This is a genomic window from Promicromonospora sp. NPDC050249, assembly GCF_040656015.1.
Taxonomy (GTDB): Bacteria; Actinomycetota; Actinomycetes; order Actinomycetales; family Cellulomonadaceae; genus Promicromonospora.
The window spans coordinates 89,502-112,326 of sequence record NZ_JBFAKY010000010.1 but is presented as its reverse complement, the minus strand read 5'-3'; the positions used below and the strand labels follow the sequence as shown (position 1 = coordinate 112,326).

Annotated in this window: 16 protein-coding genes; 8 read left to right on the top strand and 8 right to left on the bottom strand. The window is 70.1% G+C overall.

Annotated elements, in window-relative coordinates:
* Positions 1 to 50 precede the first annotated feature (50 nt).
* Both AB0I32_RS10600 and AB0I32_RS10595 read right to left on the bottom strand, forming a co-directional pair.
* Positions 51 to 800 carry a 3-hydroxybutyrate dehydrogenase gene (locus tag AB0I32_RS10600; protein ID WP_357505593.1) on the bottom strand — a complete coding sequence of 250 codons (750 nt, stop codon included), beginning with the start codon at positions 798 to 800 and terminating at the stop codon, positions 51 to 53.
* The gene (locus tag AB0I32_RS10595) at positions 797 to 2,161 is read right to left on the bottom strand and encodes an MFS transporter (protein ID WP_357505591.1); all 1,365 of its coding nucleotides are present in this window, start codon (positions 2,159 to 2,161) and stop codon (positions 797 to 799) included. Before AB0I32_RS10595 ends, AB0I32_RS10600 begins: the two co-directional genes overlap by 4 nt.
* Positions 2,162 to 2,325: 164 nt before the next feature.
* Between AB0I32_RS10595 and AB0I32_RS10590 the strand changes: the two genes are divergently transcribed.
* The 3 genes from AB0I32_RS10590 (at position 2,326) to thiL (ending at position 5,345) form a co-directional block, all read left to right on the top strand.
* Positions 2,326 to 3,255 (top strand): LysR family transcriptional regulator, encoded by a 930-nt coding sequence (locus tag AB0I32_RS10590; RefSeq protein ID WP_357505589.1) that lies wholly within the window; start codon positions 2,326 to 2,328, stop codon positions 3,253 to 3,255.
* Between the two features lie 241 nt (positions 3,256 to 3,496).
* Positions 3,497 to 4,300 carry a hypothetical protein gene (locus tag AB0I32_RS10585; protein WP_357505587.1) on the top strand — a complete coding sequence of 268 codons (804 nt, stop codon included), beginning with the start codon at positions 3,497 to 3,499 and terminating at the stop codon, positions 4,298 to 4,300.
* Between the two features lie 55 nt (positions 4,301 to 4,355).
* Positions 4,356 to 5,345: a thiamine-phosphate kinase gene (gene thiL, locus AB0I32_RS10580; RefSeq protein WP_357505585.1), complete on the top strand. Its 990-nt coding sequence runs from the start codon at positions 4,356 to 4,358 to the stop codon at positions 5,343 to 5,345.
* Between the two features lie 80 nt (positions 5,346 to 5,425).
* On the opposite strand, the gene AB0I32_RS10575 is transcribed toward thiL, so the two are convergent.
* Entirely contained in the window at positions 5,426 to 6,628 is a 1,203-nt protein-coding gene (locus tag AB0I32_RS10575; RefSeq protein WP_357505583.1) for a hypothetical protein, read from the bottom strand.
* Positions 6,629 to 6,717: 89 nt separating this feature from the next.
* Positions 6,718 to 8,196 carry a helix-turn-helix domain-containing protein gene (locus AB0I32_RS10570; protein WP_357505581.1) on the bottom strand — a complete coding sequence of 493 codons (1,479 nt, stop codon included), beginning with the start codon at positions 8,194 to 8,196 and terminating at the stop codon, positions 6,718 to 6,720.
* A 290-nt stretch (positions 8,197 to 8,486) separates the two neighbouring features.
* Here AB0I32_RS10570 and aceA point away from each other — a divergent pair, with 290 nt between their 5' ends.
* The 5 genes from aceA to AB0I32_RS10545 all read left to right on the top strand — a co-directional run bounded on the left by aceA (position 8,487) and on the right by AB0I32_RS10545 (position 17,274).
* A complete protein-coding gene (aceA, locus tag AB0I32_RS10565) occupies positions 8,487 to 9,836 on the top strand; it encodes an isocitrate lyase (protein WP_357505579.1) in 1,350 nt (449 codons plus the stop codon).
* Entirely contained in the window at positions 9,836 to 11,716 is a 1,881-nt protein-coding gene (gene aceB, locus AB0I32_RS10560) for a malate synthase A (RefSeq protein WP_357505577.1), read from the top strand. Before aceA ends, aceB begins: the two co-directional genes overlap by 1 nt.
* 185 nt (positions 11,717 to 11,901) lie before the next feature.
* On the top strand, positions 11,902 to 13,554 hold the full coding sequence (locus AB0I32_RS10555) for a PHP domain-containing protein (RefSeq protein ID WP_357505575.1): 1,653 nt from the start codon (positions 11,902 to 11,904) through the stop codon (positions 13,552 to 13,554).
* A 141-nt stretch (positions 13,555 to 13,695) separates the two neighbouring features.
* Positions 13,696 to 16,398 carry a S8 family serine peptidase gene (locus AB0I32_RS10550; protein ID WP_357505573.1) on the top strand — a complete coding sequence of 901 codons (2,703 nt, stop codon included), beginning with the start codon at positions 13,696 to 13,698 and terminating at the stop codon, positions 16,396 to 16,398.
* A 135-nt stretch (positions 16,399 to 16,533) separates the two neighbouring features.
* The gene (locus AB0I32_RS10545; RefSeq protein ID WP_357505571.1) at positions 16,534 to 17,274 is read left to right on the top strand and encodes a hypothetical protein; all 741 of its coding nucleotides are present in this window, start codon (positions 16,534 to 16,536) and stop codon (positions 17,272 to 17,274) included.
* Between the two features lie 55 nt (positions 17,275 to 17,329).
* Here AB0I32_RS10545 and lysA read toward each other — a convergent pair whose 3' ends face one another.
* From lysA to AB0I32_RS10525, 4 genes are all read right to left on the bottom strand, one after another.
* Positions 17,330 to 18,703 carry a diaminopimelate decarboxylase gene (gene lysA, locus AB0I32_RS10540; protein ID WP_357505569.1) on the bottom strand — a complete coding sequence of 458 codons (1,374 nt, stop codon included), beginning with the start codon at positions 18,701 to 18,703 and terminating at the stop codon, positions 17,330 to 17,332.
* Positions 18,704 to 18,717: 14 nt separating this feature from the next.
* Positions 18,718 to 20,379, bottom strand: a complete 1,662-nt coding sequence (argS, locus tag AB0I32_RS10535; protein WP_357505567.1) for an arginine--tRNA ligase — start codon at positions 20,377 to 20,379, stop codon at positions 18,718 to 18,720.
* A 114-nt stretch (positions 20,380 to 20,493) separates the two neighbouring features.
* On the bottom strand, positions 20,494 to 22,101 hold the full coding sequence (locus AB0I32_RS10530) for a hypothetical protein (protein WP_357505565.1): 1,608 nt from the start codon (positions 22,099 to 22,101) through the stop codon (positions 20,494 to 20,496).
* Positions 22,098 to 22,694 (bottom strand): SigE family RNA polymerase sigma factor, encoded by a 597-nt coding sequence (locus AB0I32_RS10525; RefSeq protein WP_357505563.1) that lies wholly within the window; start codon positions 22,692 to 22,694, stop codon positions 22,098 to 22,100. Before AB0I32_RS10525 ends, AB0I32_RS10530 begins: the two co-directional genes overlap by 4 nt.
* Between the last annotated feature and the right edge of the window lie 131 nt (positions 22,695 to 22,825).

Here is a 22,825-nt window from a genome sequence, read left to right as displayed (position 1 = left end):
CCATCGGGCCAGTGCCGGCAGGTCGTGCCATGTGCCAGTGTCACACCCGGTCAGCGCGCGCTCCATCCGCCGTCGATGGTCCACGACGCGCCGGACACCATGGCGGCCTCCGGACCCGTGAGCCACCCGACCAGTGCGGCCACCTCCTCGGGTTCCACCAGCCGTTTCACGGCCGCCTGCTCGAGCATGACCTTCGCGAGCACCTCCGACTCCGGGATACCGTGCGCCTTCGCCTGCTGGGCGACCTGCTTCTCGATCAGCGGCGTGCGGACGTAGCCGGGGTTCACGCAGACGCTCGTGACCCCGTGCTCGCCACCCTCCAGCGCCGTCACCTTCGACAGCCCTTCGAGCCCGTGCTTGGCCGCCACGTACGCCGCCTTGTACGGCGACGCGACCAGCCCGTGCACCGAGGAGATGTTCACGACCCGGCCCCAGCCCCGTTCGTACATGCCGGGCAGCGCGGCCCGAACCAGCAGGAACGGGGCCTCCAGCATGATCCGCTGGACCAGCCGGAAGTCGTCGGGCGCGAAGTCCTGAATGGCACTGACCCGCTGGATGCCCGCGTTGTTCACGAGCACGTCCGTGTCCAGGCGGAGGGAGTCGAGCGCCTGGGTGTCGGACAGGTCCACCACCCAGGCCTCGCCGCCGACCTCCTCGGCGACCGTCTTGGCGCCGTCGCCGTCGACGTCCGCCACGGTCACGTGCGCGCCACGGGCCGCGAGCTCCCGGGCGCACGCCGCGCCGATGCCGCTCGCGCCGCCGGTCACGAGGGCGCGGCGGCCCTCCAAGATCGAGCTCAAGACCGGCCCTCCGCAAGTGCCCGTTCGCGTGCCTGGTCCTCGGCGTCGAGGGCGTGCAGCGACGCGCCCCTGGTCTCGCGCAGCGCGAGCGCCGCGACCAGCGTGATCGCAGCCGCTACGAGCATGTAGACCGCGGTGGGCCACCAGGAGCCGGTGTTCTTGAGCCAGGTGGTAGCGAGGATCGGGGCGAGGGAGCCCGCCACGATCGAGGTGACCTGGTAGCTGATGGAGACGCCGGAGTAGCGCATCCGGGTGGGGAACATCTCCGACATGATGGCCGGCTGCACCGCGTACATCATGGCGTGGAACAGCAGTCCGGCCATGAGGACGGCGAGGATCACCCACGTGTTCCGGGTGTCCATCGCGGGGAACGCGAACCAGCACCAGGTGGCGCCGAGCACCGCGCCGGCGATGTACAGGGGCCTGCGGCCGATGCTGTCCGCGATGCGCCCAATGGCCAGGATCATGACGAAGTGGAACGCGTGCGCCGCCGCGACGACGCCGAGGATCCGTGTCGTGTCCATGCCGAGAGCGGTGCCGAGATAGACGATCGAGAAGCTCACCACCAGGTAGTACAGGATGTTCTCCGCGAACCGCAGGCCCATGCCGGTCAGCACGCCGCGCGGGTAGCGCCGGATCACCTCGAAGACGCCGTAGCCCTTCACGCCCTGGTCGATCTCAGCCTTCGCCTCTTCGTAGATGGGGGCGTCCGAGACCCGGGTGCGCACGTAGTAGCCGATGACGATGACCACGGCGGAGAGCCAGAACGCGACGCGCCAGCCCCAGGAGAGGAACGCGGCGTCGGTGAGGGTGGCGGACATCGTGTAGAGCACGACGGTGGCGAGCAGGTTGCCCGCGGGCACGCCCGCCTGCGGCCAGGCCGTCCAGCGAGCCCGCTCGTCGTCCCGGCTGTGCTCCGCCACGAGCAGGACGGCGCCGCCCCACTCGCCGCCGAGCGCGACGCCCTGGACGAAGCGCAGGATCACCAGGAGCGCCGGGGCGAGGAAGCCGACCTGCTGGAACGTGGGCAGGCAGCCCATGAGCACGGTGGCGACGCCGATGAGCAGGATCGTGAACTGGAGGGTGTGCTTGCGCCCCAGCTTGTCGCCGATGTGGCCGAAGATCACGCCGCCGAGCGGCCGGGCGAGGAAGCCGACCGCGTAGGTCACGAAGGCCGCGATGATCGCGTCGTACTCGTTACCCGTCTCGGGCATGAGGACCTTGTTGAACACGAGCGCCGAGGCGGTCGCGTAGAGGAAGAAGTCGTACCACTCGACGACGGTGCCGGCCATCGAGGCGGCGACGATGCGCCTGATCAGCGACCGGTCGTCCGGTGCGCGGGTGCTCTGCTGTGCAGACATGCTGCTCCTAGGTGTCGACTCTGACACGGGTACTGGCCGGCCGGTGCGATCCGCGCGGCCTGCCACGTGTGACTCGCCAGAGTTTTCCCGGGAAGCACTGTGCGGAGCAATGACGAAGTGGGCAGACCAGGTGTGCACGGATGCACACTTGGTACGGTCGCCGCATGCCAGCCCGCAACGACCCGCCGGCCAGTCAGGTCGCCGACCAGCTCCTCGTGCTGCTGCAGGTGGCGCGCACGGGCCGGTACACGACGGCGGCGCAGGCCCTCGGCGTCAACCACACCACCGTGGCCCGTAACATCACCGCGCTCGAGCGCTCCCTCGGTGGCCGCCTCCTGGTGCGCGGCGCAGACGGCTGGGAGCTCACCTCGCTCGGCCGCCGCGCGGCGCGCGCGGGCGAGGCGGTGTCGGACGCGGTCGACCGGCTCGTGGCCGGTGACACCGAGGCCGACCCCGTCACCGGCGTCGTGCGGATGACGGCGACCGACGGGTTCAGCGCCTACATCGCCTCCCCGGCGATCGCCAGGCTGCGCGGCGAGCACCCCGAGCTGTCCGTCGAGCTCGTCACCGTCACCCGCGTGGCGACCCACCACCGTTCGGGGGTCGACATCGACGTCGTCGTCGGGGAACCGAGCGTGCAGCGCGCCAAAGCCGTGTGCCTCGGCGAGTACGTGCTCGGGATGTACGGATCGCGCGACTACCTGGCGCGGCACGGCACACCGGCCACGGTCGACGAGATGTCCCGGCACGGGCTCGTCTACTTCATCGACTCCATGCTCCAGGTCAACCACCTCGACGCACCGCGCCGCCTCGTGCCGGGCATGCAGGACGCGCTGGCCTCGACGAACGTGTTCGTGCACGTCGAGGCCACCCGCGCCGGGGCGGGCCTCGGGTTCCTGCCCTGCTTCATGGCCGACCGGCACGACGACCTCGTCCGGCTCCTGCCCGACGAGGTGACCGAACGTCTGCCCTACTGGGCGGTGGTCCGCAGCGAGTCCTGGCGGCGGCCCGCTGTGGCCGCCGTCGTGCAGGCACTGCTGGCGGAGATGGCGGAGGAGCGGGACCGAATGCTGGGTTTGTCGACGGGCCGCTGATGGCCGGCTTCCGTCGTGCGGGGCCCGTCGGTCGGGTGTAAGCGAGCTCCCGCGAATGGCGGGTGCAGGACATTCCGGGAGTGAACACACGCAAAATCGACCGGGTGATAAATGCGCTCTAATCTCAGCTCGAATGAGCGCCCGAAATATTACGGCTGCTGCTTGCCGGAGGTCGACGGACGGCACTAACATCGGCTCGTCGTTTCGACGAATCCGGCTTGTGCAAAATAGGAGGCGAGCGTTGACGAACGCGCGCGCGGAGAACTGCGATTTCTGCGAGATAGGACACGATGGTCTTGTGGGTGGCGATCCGGGATTGGCCGCGAGGCAGTTTCATGGGGATCCCGGAACAGAGCTCGGTGTGTATGCCGACATCGCGCCGGTGAAAGCCGGGCACCTCCTGCTCATCGCATCAGGCCACGACTTGACCATGGCTGCCGCACTCGCCGGGAGCGAGGAACGATGGCGCTACGTGGACGCGGTGCGCGAGGCGTACCTGAGGACGTTTCCGGGCGACGGTCTGACGATCCTGGAGCACGGTTCGGGCGGCATGGGGCATCGGCACGATTGCATCGAGCACGCACACTGGCACCTTCTTCCGTTTGAATGCGAGCTCAAGGAGATCATCGACGATGATCTCCGCCCAGCCATGGCGGCCGGGCATGTCAGGAAAAGTCGTCTGAGCGACATGCGCGCTCTTGACGATCGCTATTGCGAACGCAACTATCTTCTCTACCTCGACCATGGAAAAGATCCCGCGCCGGCGAGCCCTCCGGCTCGCGTGTGGGTCTACTCGCTGGAGACGTCACTGCCTTATCAGCAGTACACAAGGAGTGTCGGATATCGGTACACCGCGGGGGTGAAGGGCTCTCCCGTCAGCACTCTGGACTGGGACTGGGCCCTTCACGCCGGCGGCGAGCTGGTCCAGCGGACGATGACCAGACAACACGAGTTCGCAGGGCACGTCGACGCAGCCTTGGAACGGACTGTGAGTGACGCGCCCGGGGCAATGGCTGACACGCCAAGCATCTTGGCCATTGCATAACAATGCCACCATGAGCCCTTTGGACGAGCCTGCTCGCGTAGTCAGGCTCGCAGCGATGCTTCGCAGCGATGCCTGGTCAGCCACACTCCCCGGCGGCGCATCGATCTCGCTGGTCACCGGCGTGTCCGCCCGCGACGACTGTGCCGTCTACTCCCTGCCTGGTATGGATCTGGTGGTCGGGACCGACTTCGTCCGAGGCGTCGGGTTCTCGATGTACGAGAACGGGCAGATGTCGTACCGCGACCTCGGCTACTACCTGGTCGTCGCCAACATCAGCGACGTGGCCGCGATGGGCAGCCTGCCCACCGGAGTGCTCGTAGTGATCCGCTACCCACAGGACTTCGCGAACACCGCGTTCGAAGAGGTGATGCGCGGCGCCGACGATGCCGCCCGGCACCATGGGACCCGCATCGTCGGCGGCGACACGGGCACGGCTGACGACCTCTACCTGTCCGGCACAGCCATGGGCGTCAGCGAACCGGGCACTGCGCTGCTCCGGTCCGGTGCGCGACCGGGTGACCACCTCTTCATCAGCGGTGACACAGGGATCGCCGAAGCCGCGCGACAGTACTTCAAGCAGGTGGCCGCCGGTGGAGCCCGCCTGGTCGACGACGTCGAGCAGGCGCTCGGCGAGTCCTGGCGCCGCCCCCGTGCCGAGGTCGAGCTCGGGCTCGCGCTCGCGAGGTCGGGCGTCGTGACGAGCTGCCAGGACACGTCCGACGGGCTCAAGGCCACGATCGAACAGATCGCCGAGGCGAGTGCTGTCGGCTTCGACGTCGAAGCCGACAACGTACCCGTCTCGCCGCTGGTCGAGCAGGTGTCCGCAGTGACGGGCCGCACCGTGGAGGACCTGACCTTCGGAGGATCCGTGGACTTTCGCCTGGTCTTCACGGTGGACGGCGGCGCGATGACCGCGCCCGACGCCGAGGAACGATTCCCCGGCGCAACTCGTCTCGGGACGGCGGCCGATCACGACGCGGTGCGACTGGTCCGATCCGACGGATCGGCGTCACCGCTCCCCGGCAGGCCATGGCGGCACTCCTGACAGAGCACGCCGCGGCCCGCTCGGGCCGGGCCTACGGGCCATCATCACTCCGTGCATCACTCCCTGCATCACTCCCTGCATCACTCCCTGCCGGTCCAGTTCAGGACGATGGTCGTGACGACGCCGGCTGCCACGCTGGCCACCGTGGTCAGCACCGCCGTGACCCAGCCGGGAAGACCTGACGTCAGGACGAGGAAGGTCGTCGCGACCGTGACGATCGACCATCCAGCTATCGCCACGGTGGACGAAGGTAGCCGACGAAACCAGCTGAACAGCTTCATGTCCTCGAAGGCCACGCCCGTTGCCACCCGCGCCATCTGAGCCTCGCCCAGGAACCGGTCGAGCCAGTTGATGTCGACGAAGGACACGCGGTCACTGTGTTCCGCACGCAGACCTCCGTGCACCGACACGTCGTTGCACAGCTGCCTCACGAGATCGCGCACACATCGGTCGTTGATACGTTCCGGTTCAGCGACGAGCAGCGCATGAGCGACGATCACCCGCTCGGGGAAGAGCATCGTGTGGTTGCGCACCTCGTTCGGCTTCGGCACGAAGAACAGCCGGGGTACGTGCTCGATCGAGCGCCCGCGCTGGGCCCGGAGCCAATGGCGGAGCTCCGCAGCCGTGAGGCGCAGCACACGGTCGATGCTCTCCGTCGAGTAGCCCTCCCTGCGCAACGTGCCGAGGGCGATCGCGACGTAAGCCTTCTCCAGGGGCCTGAGCCGGTCGTTGTCGAACAGTTCCTGCTCGAGCCACTCCACGGCACGGTGCACCGCCTCCGAGTCGACCAACCCCGGGATCCGTCCGAGCACGACCACGGCGTGCGCCGTCGTGAGCACACGCGGACGATCGGGCTCCACCCGGATCGAGTGCCAGCCCCAGCCGCGCCCGTCGAGCATCCCGTCCACCAGACGGCGGACCACAGGTCGCGACTCGAGGTCCGGAGCACCTGCGTCGACGAGAGCCTCGACGATGGCCGTCACCTTGAGGGTGATGACGAGGTCGGTCTCGTCGAAGAGCCGCACCGAAGGGTCCTCGAGAGCCGCCTCGGGCAGCAGCTCCAGCGTCCGCCACGGCGCACGTCCATGGCGGGCGAGGGTCGCGCACGCCGCGCTCGTCCCGTGGATGCCGAACTGTCTGGTGTGGATCAGCCCGTCCGCGAACTGACCCCAGACCAGGTGATCCTGGACGTGCAGGGCGGAGTTCTCGATGGTTCGGACGAGCTGGTGGCGGGCCGCATCCATCCGCCCGAAGTCACCCGGCTCCATCTGCCTCGTGTCCATCGAGCCTCCCATTGCCCATAGAGAGACCCTTATTTTACCAACTTATTACCACAGACTCCACTAAAATGTCGCCTATGTCGTAGGCACCCTCAGCCCTCCGGAGCGTGCCGCTCCAGGAACCGGTAGACCTCCGTGGTCTCCACCCCCGGGTACGCCCCCGAGGGCATCGCCGCCAGCATCGACGCGTGAGGCCGCGCCGAGGGCCAGGCGAAGTCGCCCCACTTCGCGGAGAGCTCCTCGGGCGGACGCCGGCAGCACGACTCGTCGGGGCAGCGCGAGGCCGTCCGCTCCGTCGTGTCCCGCCCCTCGAACCACTTGACGTCCGCGAACGGCACGCCGACCGACACCGAGAACGCACCGTCCGCCGTGTTCTCGACGCGCGAGGTGCACCAGTACGTGCCGGACGTCGTGTCGGTGTACTGCGCGTACGGGTTGAACCGGTCCTCGACGTCGAACACGCGCCGCGCCGTCCACTGTTTGCACACGTGCTGGCCCTCGACCGCGCCCAGCGCGTCCGAGGGGAACCGCACGCCGTCGTTCTCGTACGCCTTGTGCAGGATCCCGGACTCGTGGACCTTCATGAAGTGGACGGGGATGCCGAGGTGCCTGGTCGCGAGGTTGGTGAACCGGTGCGCCGCGGTCTCGAACGACACCCCGAAGGCGTCGCGCAGGTCCTCGATGGCGATGGCGCGCTCGTCCTTCGCGTCACGGAGGAACTTCACGCCCGGCTTTTCCGGAACCATCAGGGCCGCCGCCAGGTAGTTCGCCTCAACGCGCTGGCGCAGGAACTCGCCGTAGTCGCCGGGTTCGGTGTGGTCCAGCACGTGCGACGCGAGCGCCTGCAGCAGCGCCGACCGGGTGTTGGAGCGACCGCGGAAGCCCTTGGACGGCAGGTAGAGGCGCCGGTTCCGGGTGTCGATCACCGAACGCGTCGAGTGCGGCAGGTCGCTCACGTAGTGCAGCGTGAAGCCGAGGTGCGCGGCGATCTCGGCCGCCATGCGCTGCGGCAGCGGGCCTGACGTGTGCCCGACGTCGGCGAGCAGCTCCTTCGCGACCTGCTCCAGCTCGGGCAGGTAGTTGTCCTTGGCGCGCATGTCGTCCCGGAGCTCACCGTTGGCCCGGCGCGCCTCCTCCGGCGTGGCCGCACGCTCGGTGTGGAGCCGCTCGAGCTCGCGGTGCAGCGCCAGGATGGTCGTGAGCGCGTCGTGGGGCAGCGACTTGCCGATGCGCACGCCCTCGATGCCGAGCGATGCGAACAGCGGGCCGCGCTGCACGCGCTCCAGCTCGATCTCCAGCCCGTCGCGCTCCGACGGCGCCTCGGCCGAGAGCAGGTCGTCCACGCCGACGCCGAGCGCCCGGGCGATGGTCTGCAGCTGCGAGAACTTGGGCTCCCGCTTGCCGTTCTCCAGCGTGCTGACCTGGGACGGCGCCCGGTCGATCGCGGAAGCGAGGTCGTCGAGCGTCATGCCCTTGCTGGTCCGCAGGTGCCGGATGCGCCGTCCGATGGTGAGGGCGTCCGGCTCCGCCTCGGCCGGACCTGTCGCCGGCGTCGAGGCCTGACTGGGCACCCGCCCGAGAGCCTGACCGGGCACCCGGGCGCGCGACTGGCCCGCCGTCCGTCCTCCACCGTTCTGCGTAGGAAGCGAAGAAGTGACGTTTCGCGCGGTTCTGCGATTGCCGGGGGTAACTGCCATGCCCGAGGGTGACATACGAGAAGGCTTCCGTTCAACAGAAGAACTGAAGTTCTTCTACCCAGATCTGCTTGTGAAGGGGGTTGCGCAGGGCAGAAGGTCGTAACACGTCACCCGGCAGGCGCGGTGACGAGGTTCCACCGAAGTCCCAGGAGAAGGAGAACGCCATGAGCGCACCCACCATCGATTCCCCGTCAGAGGCGACTGTGTCCGCGACGACCGCGTCGACTCCCGTGCGCACCGGCGACCAGGTGCAGACCGCTGCGGAGCTGCAGCAGTCCTGGGAGTCCGACCCTCGCTGGGCCGGCATCGAGCGCACCTACACTCCCGAGGACGTCGTCGCGCTGCGCGGCTCGGTCGGCGAGGAGAACACCCTCGCCCGCCGCGGCGCCGAGCGCCTGTGGCGCCAGCTGCACGAGGAGGACTACATCAACGCCCTCGGGGCGCTGACCGGAAACCAGGCGGTGCAGCAGGTCAAGGCGGGCCTGCAGGCCATCTACCTGTCCGGCTGGCAGGTCGCGGGTGACGCGAACCTCTCGGGCCAGACCTACCCCGACCAGTCGCTGTACCCGGCCAACTCGGTGCCAGCGGTGGTCCGTCGCATCAACAACGCGCTCCTGCGCGCCGACCAGATCGACGTCTCGGAGAACGGCACGCCGACCCGTGACTGGCTGGCCCCGATCGTGGCCGACGCCGAGGCCGGCTTCGGCGGCCCGCTCAACGCGTACGAGCTGATGAAGTCGATGATCACCTCGGGCGCGGCCGGCGTGCACTGGGAGGACCAGCTCGCCTCGGAGAAGAAGTGCGGCCACCTGGGTGGCAAGGTGCTCGTCCCGACGCAGCAGCACGTGCGGACGCTGAACGCGGCCCGCCTCGCGGCTGACGTCGCCGACGTTCCGTCCATCGTGATCGCCCGGACCGACGCCGAGGCCGCGACCCTGATCACCTCCGACGTCGACGAGCGCGACCTGCCCTTCATCACCGGCGAGCGCACCGCCGAGGGCTTCTACAAGGTGACCAACGGCATCGAGCCGTGCATCGCCCGCGCCAAGGCCTACGCGCCGTACTCCGACCTGATCTGGATGGAGACCGGCACGCCCGACCTCGAGCTCGCCCGCAAGTTCGCCGAGGCCGTGAAGGCAGACTTCCCGGACCAGATGCTGAGCTACAACTGCTCGCCGTCGTTCAACTGGAAGAAGCACCTGGACGACGACACGATCGCGAAGTTCCAGCGCGAGCTGGGCGCGATGGGCTTCAAGTTCCAGTTCATCACCCTGGCCGGCTTCCACGCCCTGAACTACTCGATGTTCGACCTGGCCCACGGGTACGCCCGCGAGCAGATGACCGCGTACGTCGAGCTGCAGGAGAAGGAGTTCGCCGCCGAGTCGCGTGGCTACACCGCCACCAAGCACCAGCGCGAGGTCGGCACCGGCTACTTCGACCGCGTGGCGACGGCGCTGAACCCCGACTCCTCCACCACGGCTCTGGCCGGTTCTACCGAGGCGGCGCAGTTCTGATGACCGCGACCATCGACACGCGCCCGCAGGGCGCCAACCCCTTCGACCCGGACGCCGGTCTCGCCGGGATCGGCACGCCGCCCGCAGCACGTGCGGGTTCCACGCCGACGTCGGCCGCACGCCAGGCCTCGGCACGCCAGGCCACCGGGCACCCGGCCGCCACGCCGGCACCCAGGAGCTCCGCGCCGAGCTCGCTGCCGAACGGTGGGGTGGGTGCCTCACGGACCGGCTCACGCCGGGGCGTCATCACCGTCACCGGATCGGTCGGCCCGCGCTACGGCGAGATCCTGAGCGCTGACGCCCTCCAGTTCCTCGCCCTGCTCCACGACCGGTTCGACGCCGCCCGCGACGAGCTGATCGCGCAGCGCCAGCTGCGCCGTCAGGACATCGCGGACGGCAGCGACCCCGACTTCCGGGCCTCGACACGTCCGGTGCGCGACGACCCGCACTGGCGGGTCGCCGGCTCCCGGAAGGCGCCCGGCCTGGAGGACCGCCGGGTCGAGATCACGGGTCCCACCGACCCGAAGATGACCATCAACGCGCTCAACTCCGGTGCCCGGTGCTGGCTGGCCGACGCCGAGGACGCATCCAGCCCGACGTGGCCCAACGTGGTGGAGGGGCAGCTCGCGCTGCACGACGCCATCCGCGGCTCGCTGAGCTTCACCAACGAGGCCGGCAAGGAATACACGCTGCGGTCCGCGGACATAGTCGACCTCCCGACGATCGTGTTCCGGCCGCGTGGCTGGCACCTCGACGAGGCTCACCTGCGCTACACGGACGCGAACGGCATCACGAGCGGCGCCCTGGGCAGCCTCGTGGACTTCGGGCTCTACTTCTTCCACAACGCCGCCGAGCTGATCGCTCGCGGCCGGGGCCCGTACTTCTACCTGCCCAAGCTGGAGGGGTACAAGGAGGCGCGGCTGTGGAACGAGGTGTTCGAGGTCGCGCAGGACGCGCTGGGTATCCCCCGCGGCACGATCCGCGCCACGGTGCTCATCGAGACGCTGCCCGCGGCGTTCGAGATGGAGGAGATCCTCTACGAGCTGCGTGACCACTGTGCGGGGCTCAACGCGGGTCGCTGGGACTACCTGTTCTCGATCATCAAGTGCTTCCGCACGCGCGGCGACTCGTACGTGCTGCCGGACCGCGCGCAGGTGACCATGACCGCACCGTTCATGCGCGCCTACACCGAGCTGCTCGTCGCCACGTGCCACAAGCGCGGGGCGCACGCCATCGGCGGGATGAGCGCGTTCATCCCGGACCGCCGCAACCCTGAGGTCACGCGTCAGGCGTTCCAGCAGGTCGCGGCCGACAAGAAGCGCGAGGCCGGCGACGGCTTCGACGGCACGTGGGTGGCCCACCCCGACCTGATCCCCGTGGCCGAGGCCGAGTTCGACGCCGTCCTCGGGGACGCGCCGAACCAGGTGTCGCGGCAGCGGCCGGACGTCGTCGTGGGGCAGCACGAGCTCCTCGACATCGCCTCCGCGCGGCGCGCCGGGGCGACCGTGACCTCCGCCGGGCTGCGGTCGAACGTCTCGGTGGCCGTCCGCTACATCGACGCCTGGCTGCGCGGTACCGGAGCCGCGGCGCTCGACAACCTGATGGAGGACGCCGCCACCGCCGAGATCTCCCGGTCCCAGGTGTGGCAGTGGATCGCGTCAGGCACGGTGACCCACGACGACCGGCTCCCGATCACACGGGAACGGGTCGAGACGATCCTGCTCGACGTCGTCGCCTCGCTCCCGCAGGAGCACGGCAGCCGGCTCGACGACGCGGCGGCGATCTTCCGCCAGGTCGCGCTCCAGGACGACTTCCCGGCGTTCCTGACGAACCCCGCCTACCAGGGACACCTGGTGGACTCCCCGGCCGACCAGGTCTGAGTTCGCCTCCCCAGCTGCCCGACGCCGTGCCGGTTGCCGTCTCTCTCCGCCCCACCACCCCGGGGGCTACCGGCCCGGCGTCGGGTCTTGAGGCTGCCGACAGGCGCCGGACGTCTCATGTTCACCCCTGTGCCTTCGAACGGCGCAACCCTGTGGCGTTACCCAGAACTGCCGCAGGAGGAACCATGCCCCACCCGTTCCGTGCCACGGATCTGCCCGCCTGGGCCGATCCGTCGGTCCCGGCCTCGTCCCTGGACCCGCAAGGAGCCTCCCGCCGCACGTTCCTGCGGCTCGGTATGGCCGGTGGGCTCGCGCTCGCCACCGGCGCGCACGCCGGAACCGCCGTCGCCGCGGACCGGCACGGGGATCCTCGGCTCGCCTGGCTGGTCGGCGACCACCACGTGCACTCCCGGTACAGCCACGACGCCAAGTACGACTTCGACCAGCTCGCCAGGAAGGGCGCGGAGCTCGGCCTCGACTGGATGGTCTTCACGGAGCACAGCAACCTCGGGCACCGCGACAAGGGAGCCGCCGCCGAGCACGAGGAGATCATGGCCGCGCGGGCGCGCAACCCGCGCCAGCTGATCTTCCAGGGCCTGGAGTGGTACATCCCCGCTGCCGAGCACGGCACCGTGTTCACCGCACCCGGCCGGCACGAGGTCGAGCTGCTGCGCGAGTTCGAGCGCCGGTGGGACGGCAAGCTCAACGGCTGGGCCGCTGACCTGCCCGAGAACGAGCAGCGCGCGGTGGACGCGCTGCAGTGGCTGGCCGCCCAGAAGTCGAGCGGCTACGTCGACGACGTCCTCGTGCTGGCCAACCACCCGTCCCGGCTCGGCATCGACTCCCCGCACGAGATCCGGGCCTGGCGCGACGCCGCCCGCGGGATCTGCATCGGCATGGAGGGCGCGCCGGGTGCCCAGGGCGACGCGGACCCGGACTGGGTCGCGTACCGCGGCAGCACGCGGGCCCAGCGCGGCGAGTACAGCAACGCGCCGCGCCCGGACTCCTACCCCGGCTACCCGGCCGAGGCGTACCGCACCTTCGGTGGTTTCGACTGGATGACGGCGACCGTCGGTGGCCTGTGGGACGCGATGCTGGCGGAGGGCACCCTGTTCTCGATCACCTCCAACTCCGACAACCACCGCACCATCTGGGACACCTGGCGCGACGGCGACATGCCGCCCGGCGAGAGCTTCGACTCGCTGGGCTGGAAGCCGTCACCCGTCGACACCGGGACACCCCAGCCCGGCAGCGACTTCTGGCCCGGCGAGTTCAGCCGTACCCACGTCGGCGTGACCCGGCACGGCTACCTCGACATCATGGACGGTATGCGCCGCGGCCGGGTCTGGGTGGACCACGGCCACCTCGTCGACGGGCTCGACGTCCGCCTGGTCGGAGCACGGGGCCGGAGCAGCACCCTTGGCGGACGGCTCACCGTGGAGCGCGGGACCTCGGTGGAGCTCACGGTCAAGGTGCGCAGCGCGCACCGCCCCAACCCGCACGGGGTGCTCCCCCGGCTCGCCCACCTTGACGTGATCCGAGGCGCCGTGACCGGGCCGTCGACGGACCGCGACAGCTGGCAGGCACCCGACACGCGCGTGGTCGAGCAGATCGACACGAGCAGCAGGTCCGGCACCTATCACCTGCGCATCCCGCTGGGCCGCATCACGCAGTCCTGCTACATCCGGCTGCGCGGCAGCGACGGAAAGCGGCACGGCGCCGGATATCTCGGAGCCTCGATCGACCCCGACGGCCCGCTGCCCCACGACGACAACAACGGCGACCCGTGGGCGGACACCTGGCTCTACACCAACCCGATCCACATCGACGTGCGGTAACGCCGCACCGGAAAATCACCCGGCTTGCCCTCCCGCGTCTTCCCCGCGCGGAAGTGCTCCTCTAAAGTCACCCGAGTCACGCTTTCTTCACATAAGGGCCACCGGGGTAGTAATCGGTGACCTCCCGAACGGGGAGCACGAATGAATCGCAGCAGGTACCTCGGAGCGCTCGCCGCGCTCGCGCTGGCTGCCGGGGGTGTCACCGCCCAGGGCCTCGCCGCCCAGGGCGCGACAGTCGGGGGCGCGGGCGCCATCGACCCGATAGCGCCGGTCCACGAGATCCCGGCCTCCGTCGACACCAGCCTGGTCAACGAGACCAAGGGCTCATGGTTCGTCGAGCTGGAGAGCGAGCCGGCGTCAGCGGGCACCGACAGCAAGACCCTCACGGCCGAACGCCAGGAGTTCCGCGCGGCCGCGAAGGACGCCGACGTCGACTACTCGGTCCGGCGCACGTTCCACACCCTGTTCAACGGCTACTCCATCGACATGGACTCGGCCCAGCTCGGGAAGCTGCAGCGCACCGAGGGCGTCAAGGCGATCTACCCCATGACGCAGATCGAGATCCCGGAGACCGTCCCCCGCAACGAGCCGGACATGGCGACGGCGCTCGGCATGACGGGTGCGGACATCGCGCAGAACGAGCTCGGCCTGACGGGCGAGGGCGTGAAGGTCGCCGTCATGGACACGGGCATCGACATCGACCACCCGGACCTGGGCGGCCCCGGCTTCCCGAACAGCCGCGTGATCGCGGGCTACGACCTGGTAGGCGACGACTACAACGAGGCCTCGAGCGACCCGGACCGGCGGGTCCCGCACCCCGACGCCGTCCCCGACGACTGCCAGGGGCACGGCACCCACGTGGCGGGCATCGTCGGCGCGAACGCCGAGGGCCGGGCCGACGGGATCACGGGCGTGGCGCCCGGCGTCTCCTTCGGGGCGTACCGCGTGTTCGGCTGCGAGGGTTCCACCTCCGCCGACATCATGATCGCGGCCATGGAGCGTGCCCTGGCTGACGACATGGACGTGCTGAACATGTCGATCGGCTCCTCCTACTCCTGGCCGTCGTACCCGACGGCTACCGCGAGCGACCTGCTCGTCGACCGCGGCATGGTCGTCGTCGCCTCGATCGGCAACTCGGGCGCGTCGGGCCTGTACTCGGCGGGCGCGCCCGGCCTGGGCGAGAAGGTCATCGGCGTCGCGTCGTTCGACAACACCCACGTGACCGCACGCTCCGTCGTCTCGAACCCGTCGGGCACGGCAGTGCCCTACCTGGGGCTCGGCGACGTCGCGGACCCGCCCACCGAGGGCACCACCGACCCGCTGGTCGACGCCGGAACGGTCTGCCCCAGCGTCGGCATACCGCTGGAGGCAGACGTCGCGGGCAAGACCGCACTCATCGCACGCGGTTCGTGCTCCTTCGACGAGAAGTACTCGACGGCGCACGCGGCTGGCGCAACGGCAGTCGTGATCTACAACTCGAGCCCCGGCCTGTTCTCCGGCGGTGGCGTCGTGGACCGCGACATCCCTGGCATCGGTATCCCGCAGGCCGAGGGCAAGGCCCTCGTCGCCGAGCTCGCCGCCGGCACCGAGGTGACGCTCACGTGGTCCGCCGGCGAGGTGTCAACGCCCAGCCCGACCGGCGGCCTGATCAGCTCGTTCAGCTCGTACGGGCTGTCCCCGGACCTGGCCCTCAAGCCCGACATCGGCGCCCCCGGCGGCAACATCAACTCGACCCTGCCGCTGGAGCAGGGCGGCCACGGCGTCAACTCCGGCACGTCGATGGCGTCGCCGCACGTCGCGGGCGCCGTCGCCCTGCTGCTGGAGGCGCAGCCGCGCCTGCGCGCCTCGCAGGTCCGGAGCATGCTGCAGAACAGCGCGGACCCGGCCGCGTGGTCCGGGGCCCCCGTCGGCCATCTCGACAACGTCCACCGGCAGGGTGCGGGCATGCTCGACATCCCAGGGGTCGTCCAGGCCGGCGCCAGCGTGCGGCCCGCGAAGCTCTCGCTCGGCGAGAACACGAAGACCGGAACCATCACCAAGTCGGTGACGGTCCGCAACACGACCCGCAAGACGGCCACGTACACCGTGTCGCACAAACCTGCGCGCGGGACCCACGGCAACACCTTCGCGCCGTCGTTCGCCAACGCGTACGCGGACGTGTCGTTCAGCCGCGAGTCGGTGACGCTGCGGCCGGGCGACTCCGGCGTGGTCCGCGTGACGGTCACCGCGCCCGAGGCGACGGACGCCAACCAGCTCATCTACGGCGGGTACGTCGTGGTCACGGCCGGCGACGGCACCGCGTACTCGGTGCCGTACGCCGGGTACGCGGGCGACTACCAGGCGATCGACCCGATCACGCCGATCGTGTCGGGGGGCGAGGTGGTGGCCGACCTGCCGTCGGTCGGGAGCATCACGACGTGCACCGAGTTCATCAACCTCGACTGCATCGACCCGCAGGGCGACTACGAGCTGAAGCCCGAGGGTGCCGCGTACTCGCTCGGCACCGTGAACGGTCTGCCCGACATCCCGTACACGCTTGTCCACTTCCAGCACCAGGTGGAGACGCTGCAGGTCACGGTGCTCGACGCCGAGACCGGTCGCCCGGTGGACCGCCGCGGCGCGTTCGCCGTCGACGTGACGGGCGTGGAGCGGAACGAGACGGCCGGCGGGCTCACCGCCTACGCGTGGGACGGCTCGTACACCACGCTCCGCGGGGTTACGAAGGCCGTGCCCGACGGCGACTACGTGCTCTCCCTCAAGGCCCTGAAGGCCGACGGCGACACCTGGAACCCCAAGCACTGGGAGACCTGGACCTCGCCGACGATCACCATCGACCGCGCGTAGCGGGCAGCTGAAACCGCGGCCCTCGTCGCTCGCCCCGCGGCGGGCGACGAGGGCCGCGTCACGCACCGGGGTGATCTTTCTGCGATCTGTTGTTTTTCGGGCTTTTCGCCAGTTTTCAGCCAGTACGTTGCCCGCATGTCCGACGACGAGCGTGCGCGTCCCGCCGCTGAGCTGAACCCCACCCCCGAACCCGACCTGGCGCCTGCTGCGCCGGAGGGAGACCTGCCGGCCGGCGCCGAGCCCGCCGCGCCTGAGCCCACATCTGCACCTGCACCTGCTGCTGCGGCTGATCCGGAGCCCACGCCCGCTGCCGCGCCTGCACCTGCTGCGGAGCCCGAACCCGCACCCACGTCCGAGCCCGCACCGCCGAAGGCGCCCCACAAGGCCGTGGCCTTCGTCAGGGCCAACGTCGCGGTGATCGTGCTCGCGGTGCTGCTCGTCGGCGCCGTCGTATGGGGAGCGCTCGGTACGGTCTCGGCCGGCGACTGGGAGTCCCGCGCCACGTCGCTCTCGGCCGACCTGACGAGCGCCGAGAAGAGCCTCGCCGACGCCCAGGCGACGATCGACGACCTGGAGACCGCCAAGTCGCGTGCCGAGAGCACCGCGACGGCCTGCATCGGTGCGATCGGCGACGCGGACGCGATGCTCGAGGTCTCCGCAAAGCTGGACGAGAAGACCGTCACGTACATGGACGGGCTGAACGACTTCATGGCCGCCATCACCGCGCGCGACATCGCGGCGGTCGAGACGATCGGCGCGGAGATGGACAAGCTCACCCTGCAGATCGACGACCTGTCCAAGGAGATCGAGGCGCACATCGACGCGTACGGCGACTCCGCCGAGGGCTGCCACGTCGACGACGCCCAGGACGTCTGACCCGAGGGCCTGAGCGGTCCTCTCGGCTCCGGGCGGACGCCCGGAGCCGAGAGGGTCAGCCCTGGTCGAGGCCGAGCAGGTCGTCCTCGGTCTCGCGGCGGACGAGCACCCGCGACGCACCGTCGGACACCGCGATGACCGGCGGACGCGGCAGCATGTTGTAGTTCGACGCCATGGACCGCCCGTAGGCGCCGGTCGCGGCGACCGCGAGCAGATCCCCGGCCCGCACGTCCGCGGGGAGCTGTACCTCGTGCACGACGATGTCGCCCGACTCGCAGTGCTTGCCCACCACGCGCGCCAGCACCTTCTCCGCGGCGGACGACCGGCCGACGATCTCCGCGTGGTACGCCGCCCCGTACAGGGCAGGGCGGATGTTGTCGCTCATGCCGCCGTCGATGGACACGTAGGTGCGCGTGAAGTCAGCGCTGCCGTCGTCCGACACTGTGACCGGCTTGACCGTGCCGACCGTGTAGAGCGTGAGGCCCGCCGGGCCGACGATCGCCCTGCCGGGTTCGATCGAGAACCGGGGCAGGTTCGTGCCGAGCTCCTTGCACACCCCGGTCACCGACTGTGCGATGTCCTTCGCCACGCGCTCCGGGTCGAGCGCGACCTCACCGGGCAGGTAGGCGATGCCGTAACCGCCACCGAGGTCGACCTCGTCGACGAGCAGGCCGGACCGCTCCGCCAGGTCGGCCCGCAGCCGCAGCACCACGCGTGCCGCGGCCTCGAAGCCTTCGGGGTCGAGAATCTGGGAGCCGATGTGCGAGTGGATGCCCAGCAGCTTCAGCTCGGGATGCTTCAGCACCGCGAGGAGCGCGGCCATCGCCGGGCTGGTCGCCCCGGATCCCGCGTTGACCGACAGCCCGAACTTCTGGTCCTCGTGCGCCGTCGCGATGTACTCGTGGCCACCTGCGTGCACTCCGGTGGTCACCCGGACCATCACGGGCGCCACGACCCCGCGCTCGCGCGCGAGGCGAGCGACCCGCTCGATCTCGACCAGCGAGTCCACGATGATGCGGCCCACGCCGGCATCGAGCGCCCGCAGGATCTCGGTGTCGGACTTGTTGTTGCCGTGCAGGCCGATCTCGGCGCCGGGAATCTCGGCCCGGAGCGCGATGGCCAGCTCGCCGCCCGACGCGGTGTCGACCCGCAGGCCCTCCTCGCGCGCCCAGCGCGCGACGGCCACGGTGAGCAACGCCTTGCCCGCGTAGTACACGTCCACGCCCGTGCCGACGGCGCCGAACGCCGCCTCGAACGCCGTGCGGTACGCGCGGGCCCGCATGCGGAAGTCGGCCTCGTCCAGCACGTAGGCGGGCGTGCCGTGCTGAACGGCGAGCTCGCGTACGTCGACTCCCCCGACGGCTACCGCACCGTCCGGCAGGCGGCCGACGCCGCTCGACCAGGGCGGTCCGCTCACGTCAGAGCCCATCACGTACCCGCCCATCACATCCGCTCCGGAGCGCTCACGCCCAGCAGGTCCAGGCCGTTGGCGAGGACCGTGCGGACGGCGTCGTTCAGCCACAGGCGCGCGCGGTGCGCGTCCGTGACCTCCTCGTCCGGGTACGGCGTGACACGCAGCTTCTCGTCGTCGTTGTACCAGGCGTGGAAGTCGCCGGCGAGCGCCTCCAGGTACCGGGCGACGCGGTGCGGCTCGCGCAGCTCGGCAGCCTGGGCCACGATCCGCGGGAACTCGGTGAGCCGACCGATCAGGGCAGTCTCCGAGGCGTGCGACAGCTGCGCCGGGTCGAACCCGTCGGCGCGGCGCACGCCGCGCTCGACGGCCTTCGCCCCGATCTGGACGGTCCGGCTGTGCGCGTACTGCACGTAGAACACCGGGTTGTCGTTGGACTGCTTGATCATGTCCTCGCCCTGCAGCTCCAGCGGCGTGTCCGCGGGGTAGCGGGCCAGGGAGTAGCGGACGGCGTCCTTGCCGATCCAGTCGACGAGGTCGCGCAGCTCGATGATGTTGCCTGCGCGCTTGGACAGCTTGGCGCCCCCGACGTTGACGAGCTGGCCGATCAGCACCTCGATGTTCGTCTCCGGGTTGTCCCCCGCGCAGGCGGCGATCGCCTTGAGGCGGTTGACGTACCCGTGGTGGTCGGCGCCGAGCAGGTAGATCTTGCCCGGGAACCCGCGGTCCTTCTTCGACAGGTAGTACGCGGCGTCGGCGGCGAAGTACGTGGGCTCGCCGTTCGCCCGGATCATCACGCGGTCCTTGTCGTCCGTGAAGTCCGTCGTGCGCAGCCAGACCGCGCCCTCCTTGTCGAACACGTGCCCCTGCTCGCGCAGGCGGGCTACCGCCTTCTCGACGGCGCCCGAGCTGTGCAGCTCACGCTCCGAGAACCAGACGTCGAAGTGCACGCCGAAGCCCTCCAGCACCTCGCGGATCTCGGCGAGCTGGTGCTTGTAGCCTGCCTCGCGGGCGACGGCGATCGCCTCGTCGCGTGGCAGCTCCGGCAGGTCGGGGTGGTCGGCGAGCACCTTGGCGGCGAGCTCCTTGACGTACTCGCCGCGGTAACCGCCCTCGGGTACCTCGGTGTCCGTCGCCCGTGCCAGGACGGACTCGCCGAAGCGGTCCATCTGCGCGCCGGCGTCGTTGATGTAGTACTCGGCGGCCACCTCGGCGCCGGCAGCGCGGAGGATGCGGCCCAGCGAGTCGCCGAGCGCGGCCCAGCGGGTATGGCCGATGTGCAGCGGACCGGTCGGGTTGGCGCTGATGAACTCCAGGTTGATGACCTGGCCGGTCAGGGCCTCACCCCGGCCGTACGCCGCGCCCGCCTCGACGATGGTGCGCGCGAGCTCGCCCGCCGCTCCGGCGTCGAGCGTGATGTTGAGGAAACCCGGGCCGGCGACGCCCACCGACTTGATGCCGGGCGTCGCGCCGAGGCGGGCGGCCAGGTCCTCGGCCAGCGCGCGCGGCGTCGTACCGGCCTTCTTCGCGAGCTGCAGGGCCACGTTCGTGGCCCAGTCCCCGTGCTCTCGCTGCCTGGGTCGCTCCACGTGGACCGACGCCGGCACGGCGTCGGCGGGCAGGGCGAGTGTGCCATCGGCGACGGCCGCGGCAAGGGCAGCACTGAGTGCTTCGGAGAGCTGGGTAGGTGTCACTCGACGATTCTACGGGCGAGCGCCGACACGAGGCCCACGCTTTCCACAGGCCGGGAACGAGCTGTCCGACGCCGGCCGGTGCACCGAGGCGCACCCGCCGGCGTCGGACAGGGATCAGGGCGACGTCAGATCAGTAGCGTCCAGCGACGCGAGGATCTGCCACCACCGTTCCTCGGTCGCTCCCGAGCCCTCGTACCGGACCTCGAACGCGTTGCGTCCGTCAGGCGTCAGGTAGAAGGCAGAGCGTCCCAGGAAGAGCGGCTCGCCGGTGTCGGTGCTGGTCCCGACGGTCGCGACCCCGCGCGCCGTGCCGGGTGGCTCGTACCGGTACCCGTTCTCGTCGAGGCCGAGAGGCTGGTCGTACGCCTCCATGTCCCAGGGGGTGATCAAGAGCTCCTCCCAGGTGTCATCGGAGTCGCTGGTCCAGATACCCCACGTCCCCTCGTCGCTCTTCAGCTCCGGCGGCAGCTTCAGGCGAATGCCCTCGAACGTCTCCGGCCTCCAGTCCGACGGCGGGTCCTGCAGCAGCGGGTCCGCGGAATCCAGCTTGTCGTAGGCAGTGGCTCCCTCCTTCGACTCCTCCGTGAAGCCGAGACTGCCGAGGAGCGCGGCGAGGTCGTCCTCGAGGTCCCCGGCACCCGGGTAACCGGAGAGGTTCACCATGTAGCTCCTGCCGTCCGCGCGGCGGACCTCGATGTAGGCCCGGTACTCGCCGTCGAAACGCTCGGTCCGGACGATCGACACGTCGGCGTCCGCCAGCTCGAAGCGATAGAGGCCCGGGAGATCGAGCGCGCCGCCCGACTCGAAGTTCTCCAGCCGGTCGGCCACGGCGAGCTGCAGCTCGGCCTTGCCGTCCGGCCGTCTCAGGAGCAGCGTGTCGGCCGGGTGCTCGGCACCCTCGCCGTCGACCGCCGTCCAGTCTCCGGGAGCCGCATAGGTCAAACCGTGGAACTCGGCCCCCGCCCAGCTCTCGGGCGCATCCGTGGTCTCGATGGGCGGCAGGTCCTCCTGGATGGTCGCCGGCGGTCCGTCCGGCGCGACGACCTCCCCGTCCACCTCCACTGTCCTGACGAGCCGTTCGAAGGTGTCCTGCGGCGATTCGTCGTCGGTCAGGCTCATGGTCAGACGGACCACCGTTCCCGTGTGCAGCTCGACGTCCAGCTCACCGACGAAGTCGCCGTCCCCCGGCTTCCGCTCCCAGTACCCCGGGAGGGAGACGTCGTCCGCCGAGTACCAGGACCAGCGCGCGGACACGGCTCCGGGTACATCGACGTCGGTCACCGGGTTGCCGACGAGCTCGCCGACCAGGGGTGCGTCCTCCGCGGGCGCCGTGGCGATCCACGAGGGCGCATACGCGTTCTGCCCTTCCATGGCCTCCGACTCGTTCGGGATCACCGGGTCGAGTCCCCACATCGGGTCCCCGGTGGTGGTGAACTCCTCGTAGCCTTCCGGCAGCTCGAAGACCAGCTCGTCCGAACGAACCTCTGCCGCGTCGCGCGTCCACGGCAGACCCGCCGGAAGCGCCGGTCGCTCGGCAACCCAGAGCGCCGTGCCCAGGACTGCCAGCACGATGGCAACGGCACCCCCGATCACGCCTCGGCGCGTGCGCTCGTGGCGGATCGCCCGCCGTGCCATGGCCTCGCCATCGATCCCGTCCAGCGGCCCGACCTGCCCCGCGGCGTCGTGGATCAGCTTTACCAGGATGTCGCTCTGTTCCTTCATGACTGCGCCTCCTTCCGCGAGGTCGTGCCGTTCGTCGCCGTCGCTGACCGTGGGTTTTCCGTGCCCAGGAGCTCCCGCAGCCGGTCGAGGCCGCGCGACGCGCCAGACTTCACGGCGCCCAGGGAGATCCCCAGGTCCTCGGCCGTCTGCTTCTCCGTGCGATCCAACAGGTACCGCAGGACGACGACGCGCCGTTGTGCCGCCGGGAGCTGCCGGAGCGCCCCTACCAGCTCGTCACGGTCGACGACGTGCTGCGTGCCGTCCGGCGCGGAACCCGGCCGCAGGTCGGTGGGAGCGACGAGGACGTCATGCTTGGTGCGCCGCCAGGAGTCGATCCGCGCCGTGGCGATCACCCTGCGGGCGTAGGCGAACGGGTCGCCGTCGCCGACCTTGCCCCAGGCCCGGTACGTCCGCTCCAGGGCCAGCTGGACCAGGTCGGCGGCCCGGTGCACGTCGCCGCACAACAGATAGGCGATGCGGGACAGCTCGGGCGACCGGTCTCTCGCGAAGCTCGTGAACCGCTCGGCCGCAGTGCCTGTGGCCACCACGACGGCATCGGGACCGTCCAGGACGACCGCGTCGTCACTCACCATGTCCACACCTCGTTCATCGTCGCCCGCGTACGTCAGTACGCCGGTGGGATCGGGCTCTTCGTCGATTCATGGGACACAGACGCAGGCGGTCGACGGAAGGTTGCCAGACGAGTGTCACAGGTATCGATGCA

Coding starts and splice junctions, on each gene's coding strand:
- AB0I32_RS10595 (WP_357505591.1), bottom strand. CDS start 2,161: ATGTCTGCACAGCAGAGCACCCGCGCACCGGACGACCGGTCGCTGATC.
- AB0I32_RS10590 (WP_357505589.1), top strand. CDS start 2,326: ATGCCAGCCCGCAACGACCCGCCGGCCAGTCAGGTCGCCGACCAGCTC.
- thiL (WP_357505585.1), top strand. CDS start 4,356: ATGCTTCGCAGCGATGCCTGGTCAGCCACACTCCCCGGCGGCGCATCG.
- AB0I32_RS10575 (WP_357505583.1), bottom strand. CDS start 6,628: ATGGACACGAGGCAGATGGAGCCGGGTGACTTCGGGCGGATGGATGCG.
- aceA (WP_357505579.1), top strand. CDS start 8,487: ATGAGCGCACCCACCATCGATTCCCCGTCAGAGGCGACTGTGTCCGCG.
- aceB (WP_357505577.1), top strand. CDS start 9,836: ATGACCGCGACCATCGACACGCGCCCGCAGGGCGCCAACCCCTTCGAC.
- AB0I32_RS10555 (WP_357505575.1), top strand. CDS start 11,902: ATGCCCCACCCGTTCCGTGCCACGGATCTGCCCGCCTGGGCCGATCCG.
- AB0I32_RS10550 (WP_357505573.1), top strand. CDS start 13,696: ATGAATCGCAGCAGGTACCTCGGAGCGCTCGCCGCGCTCGCGCTGGCT.
- AB0I32_RS10545 (WP_357505571.1), top strand. CDS start 16,534: ATGTCCGACGACGAGCGTGCGCGTCCCGCCGCTGAGCTGAACCCCACC.
- lysA (WP_357505569.1), bottom strand. CDS start 18,703: ATGGGCTCTGACGTGAGCGGACCGCCCTGGTCGAGCGGCGTCGGCCGC.
- AB0I32_RS10530 (WP_357505565.1), bottom strand. CDS start 22,101: ATGAAGGAACAGAGCGACATCCTGGTAAAGCTGATCCACGACGCCGCG.
- AB0I32_RS10525 (WP_357505563.1), bottom strand. CDS start 22,694: ATGGTGAGTGACGACGCGGTCGTCCTGGACGGTCCCGATGCCGTCGTG.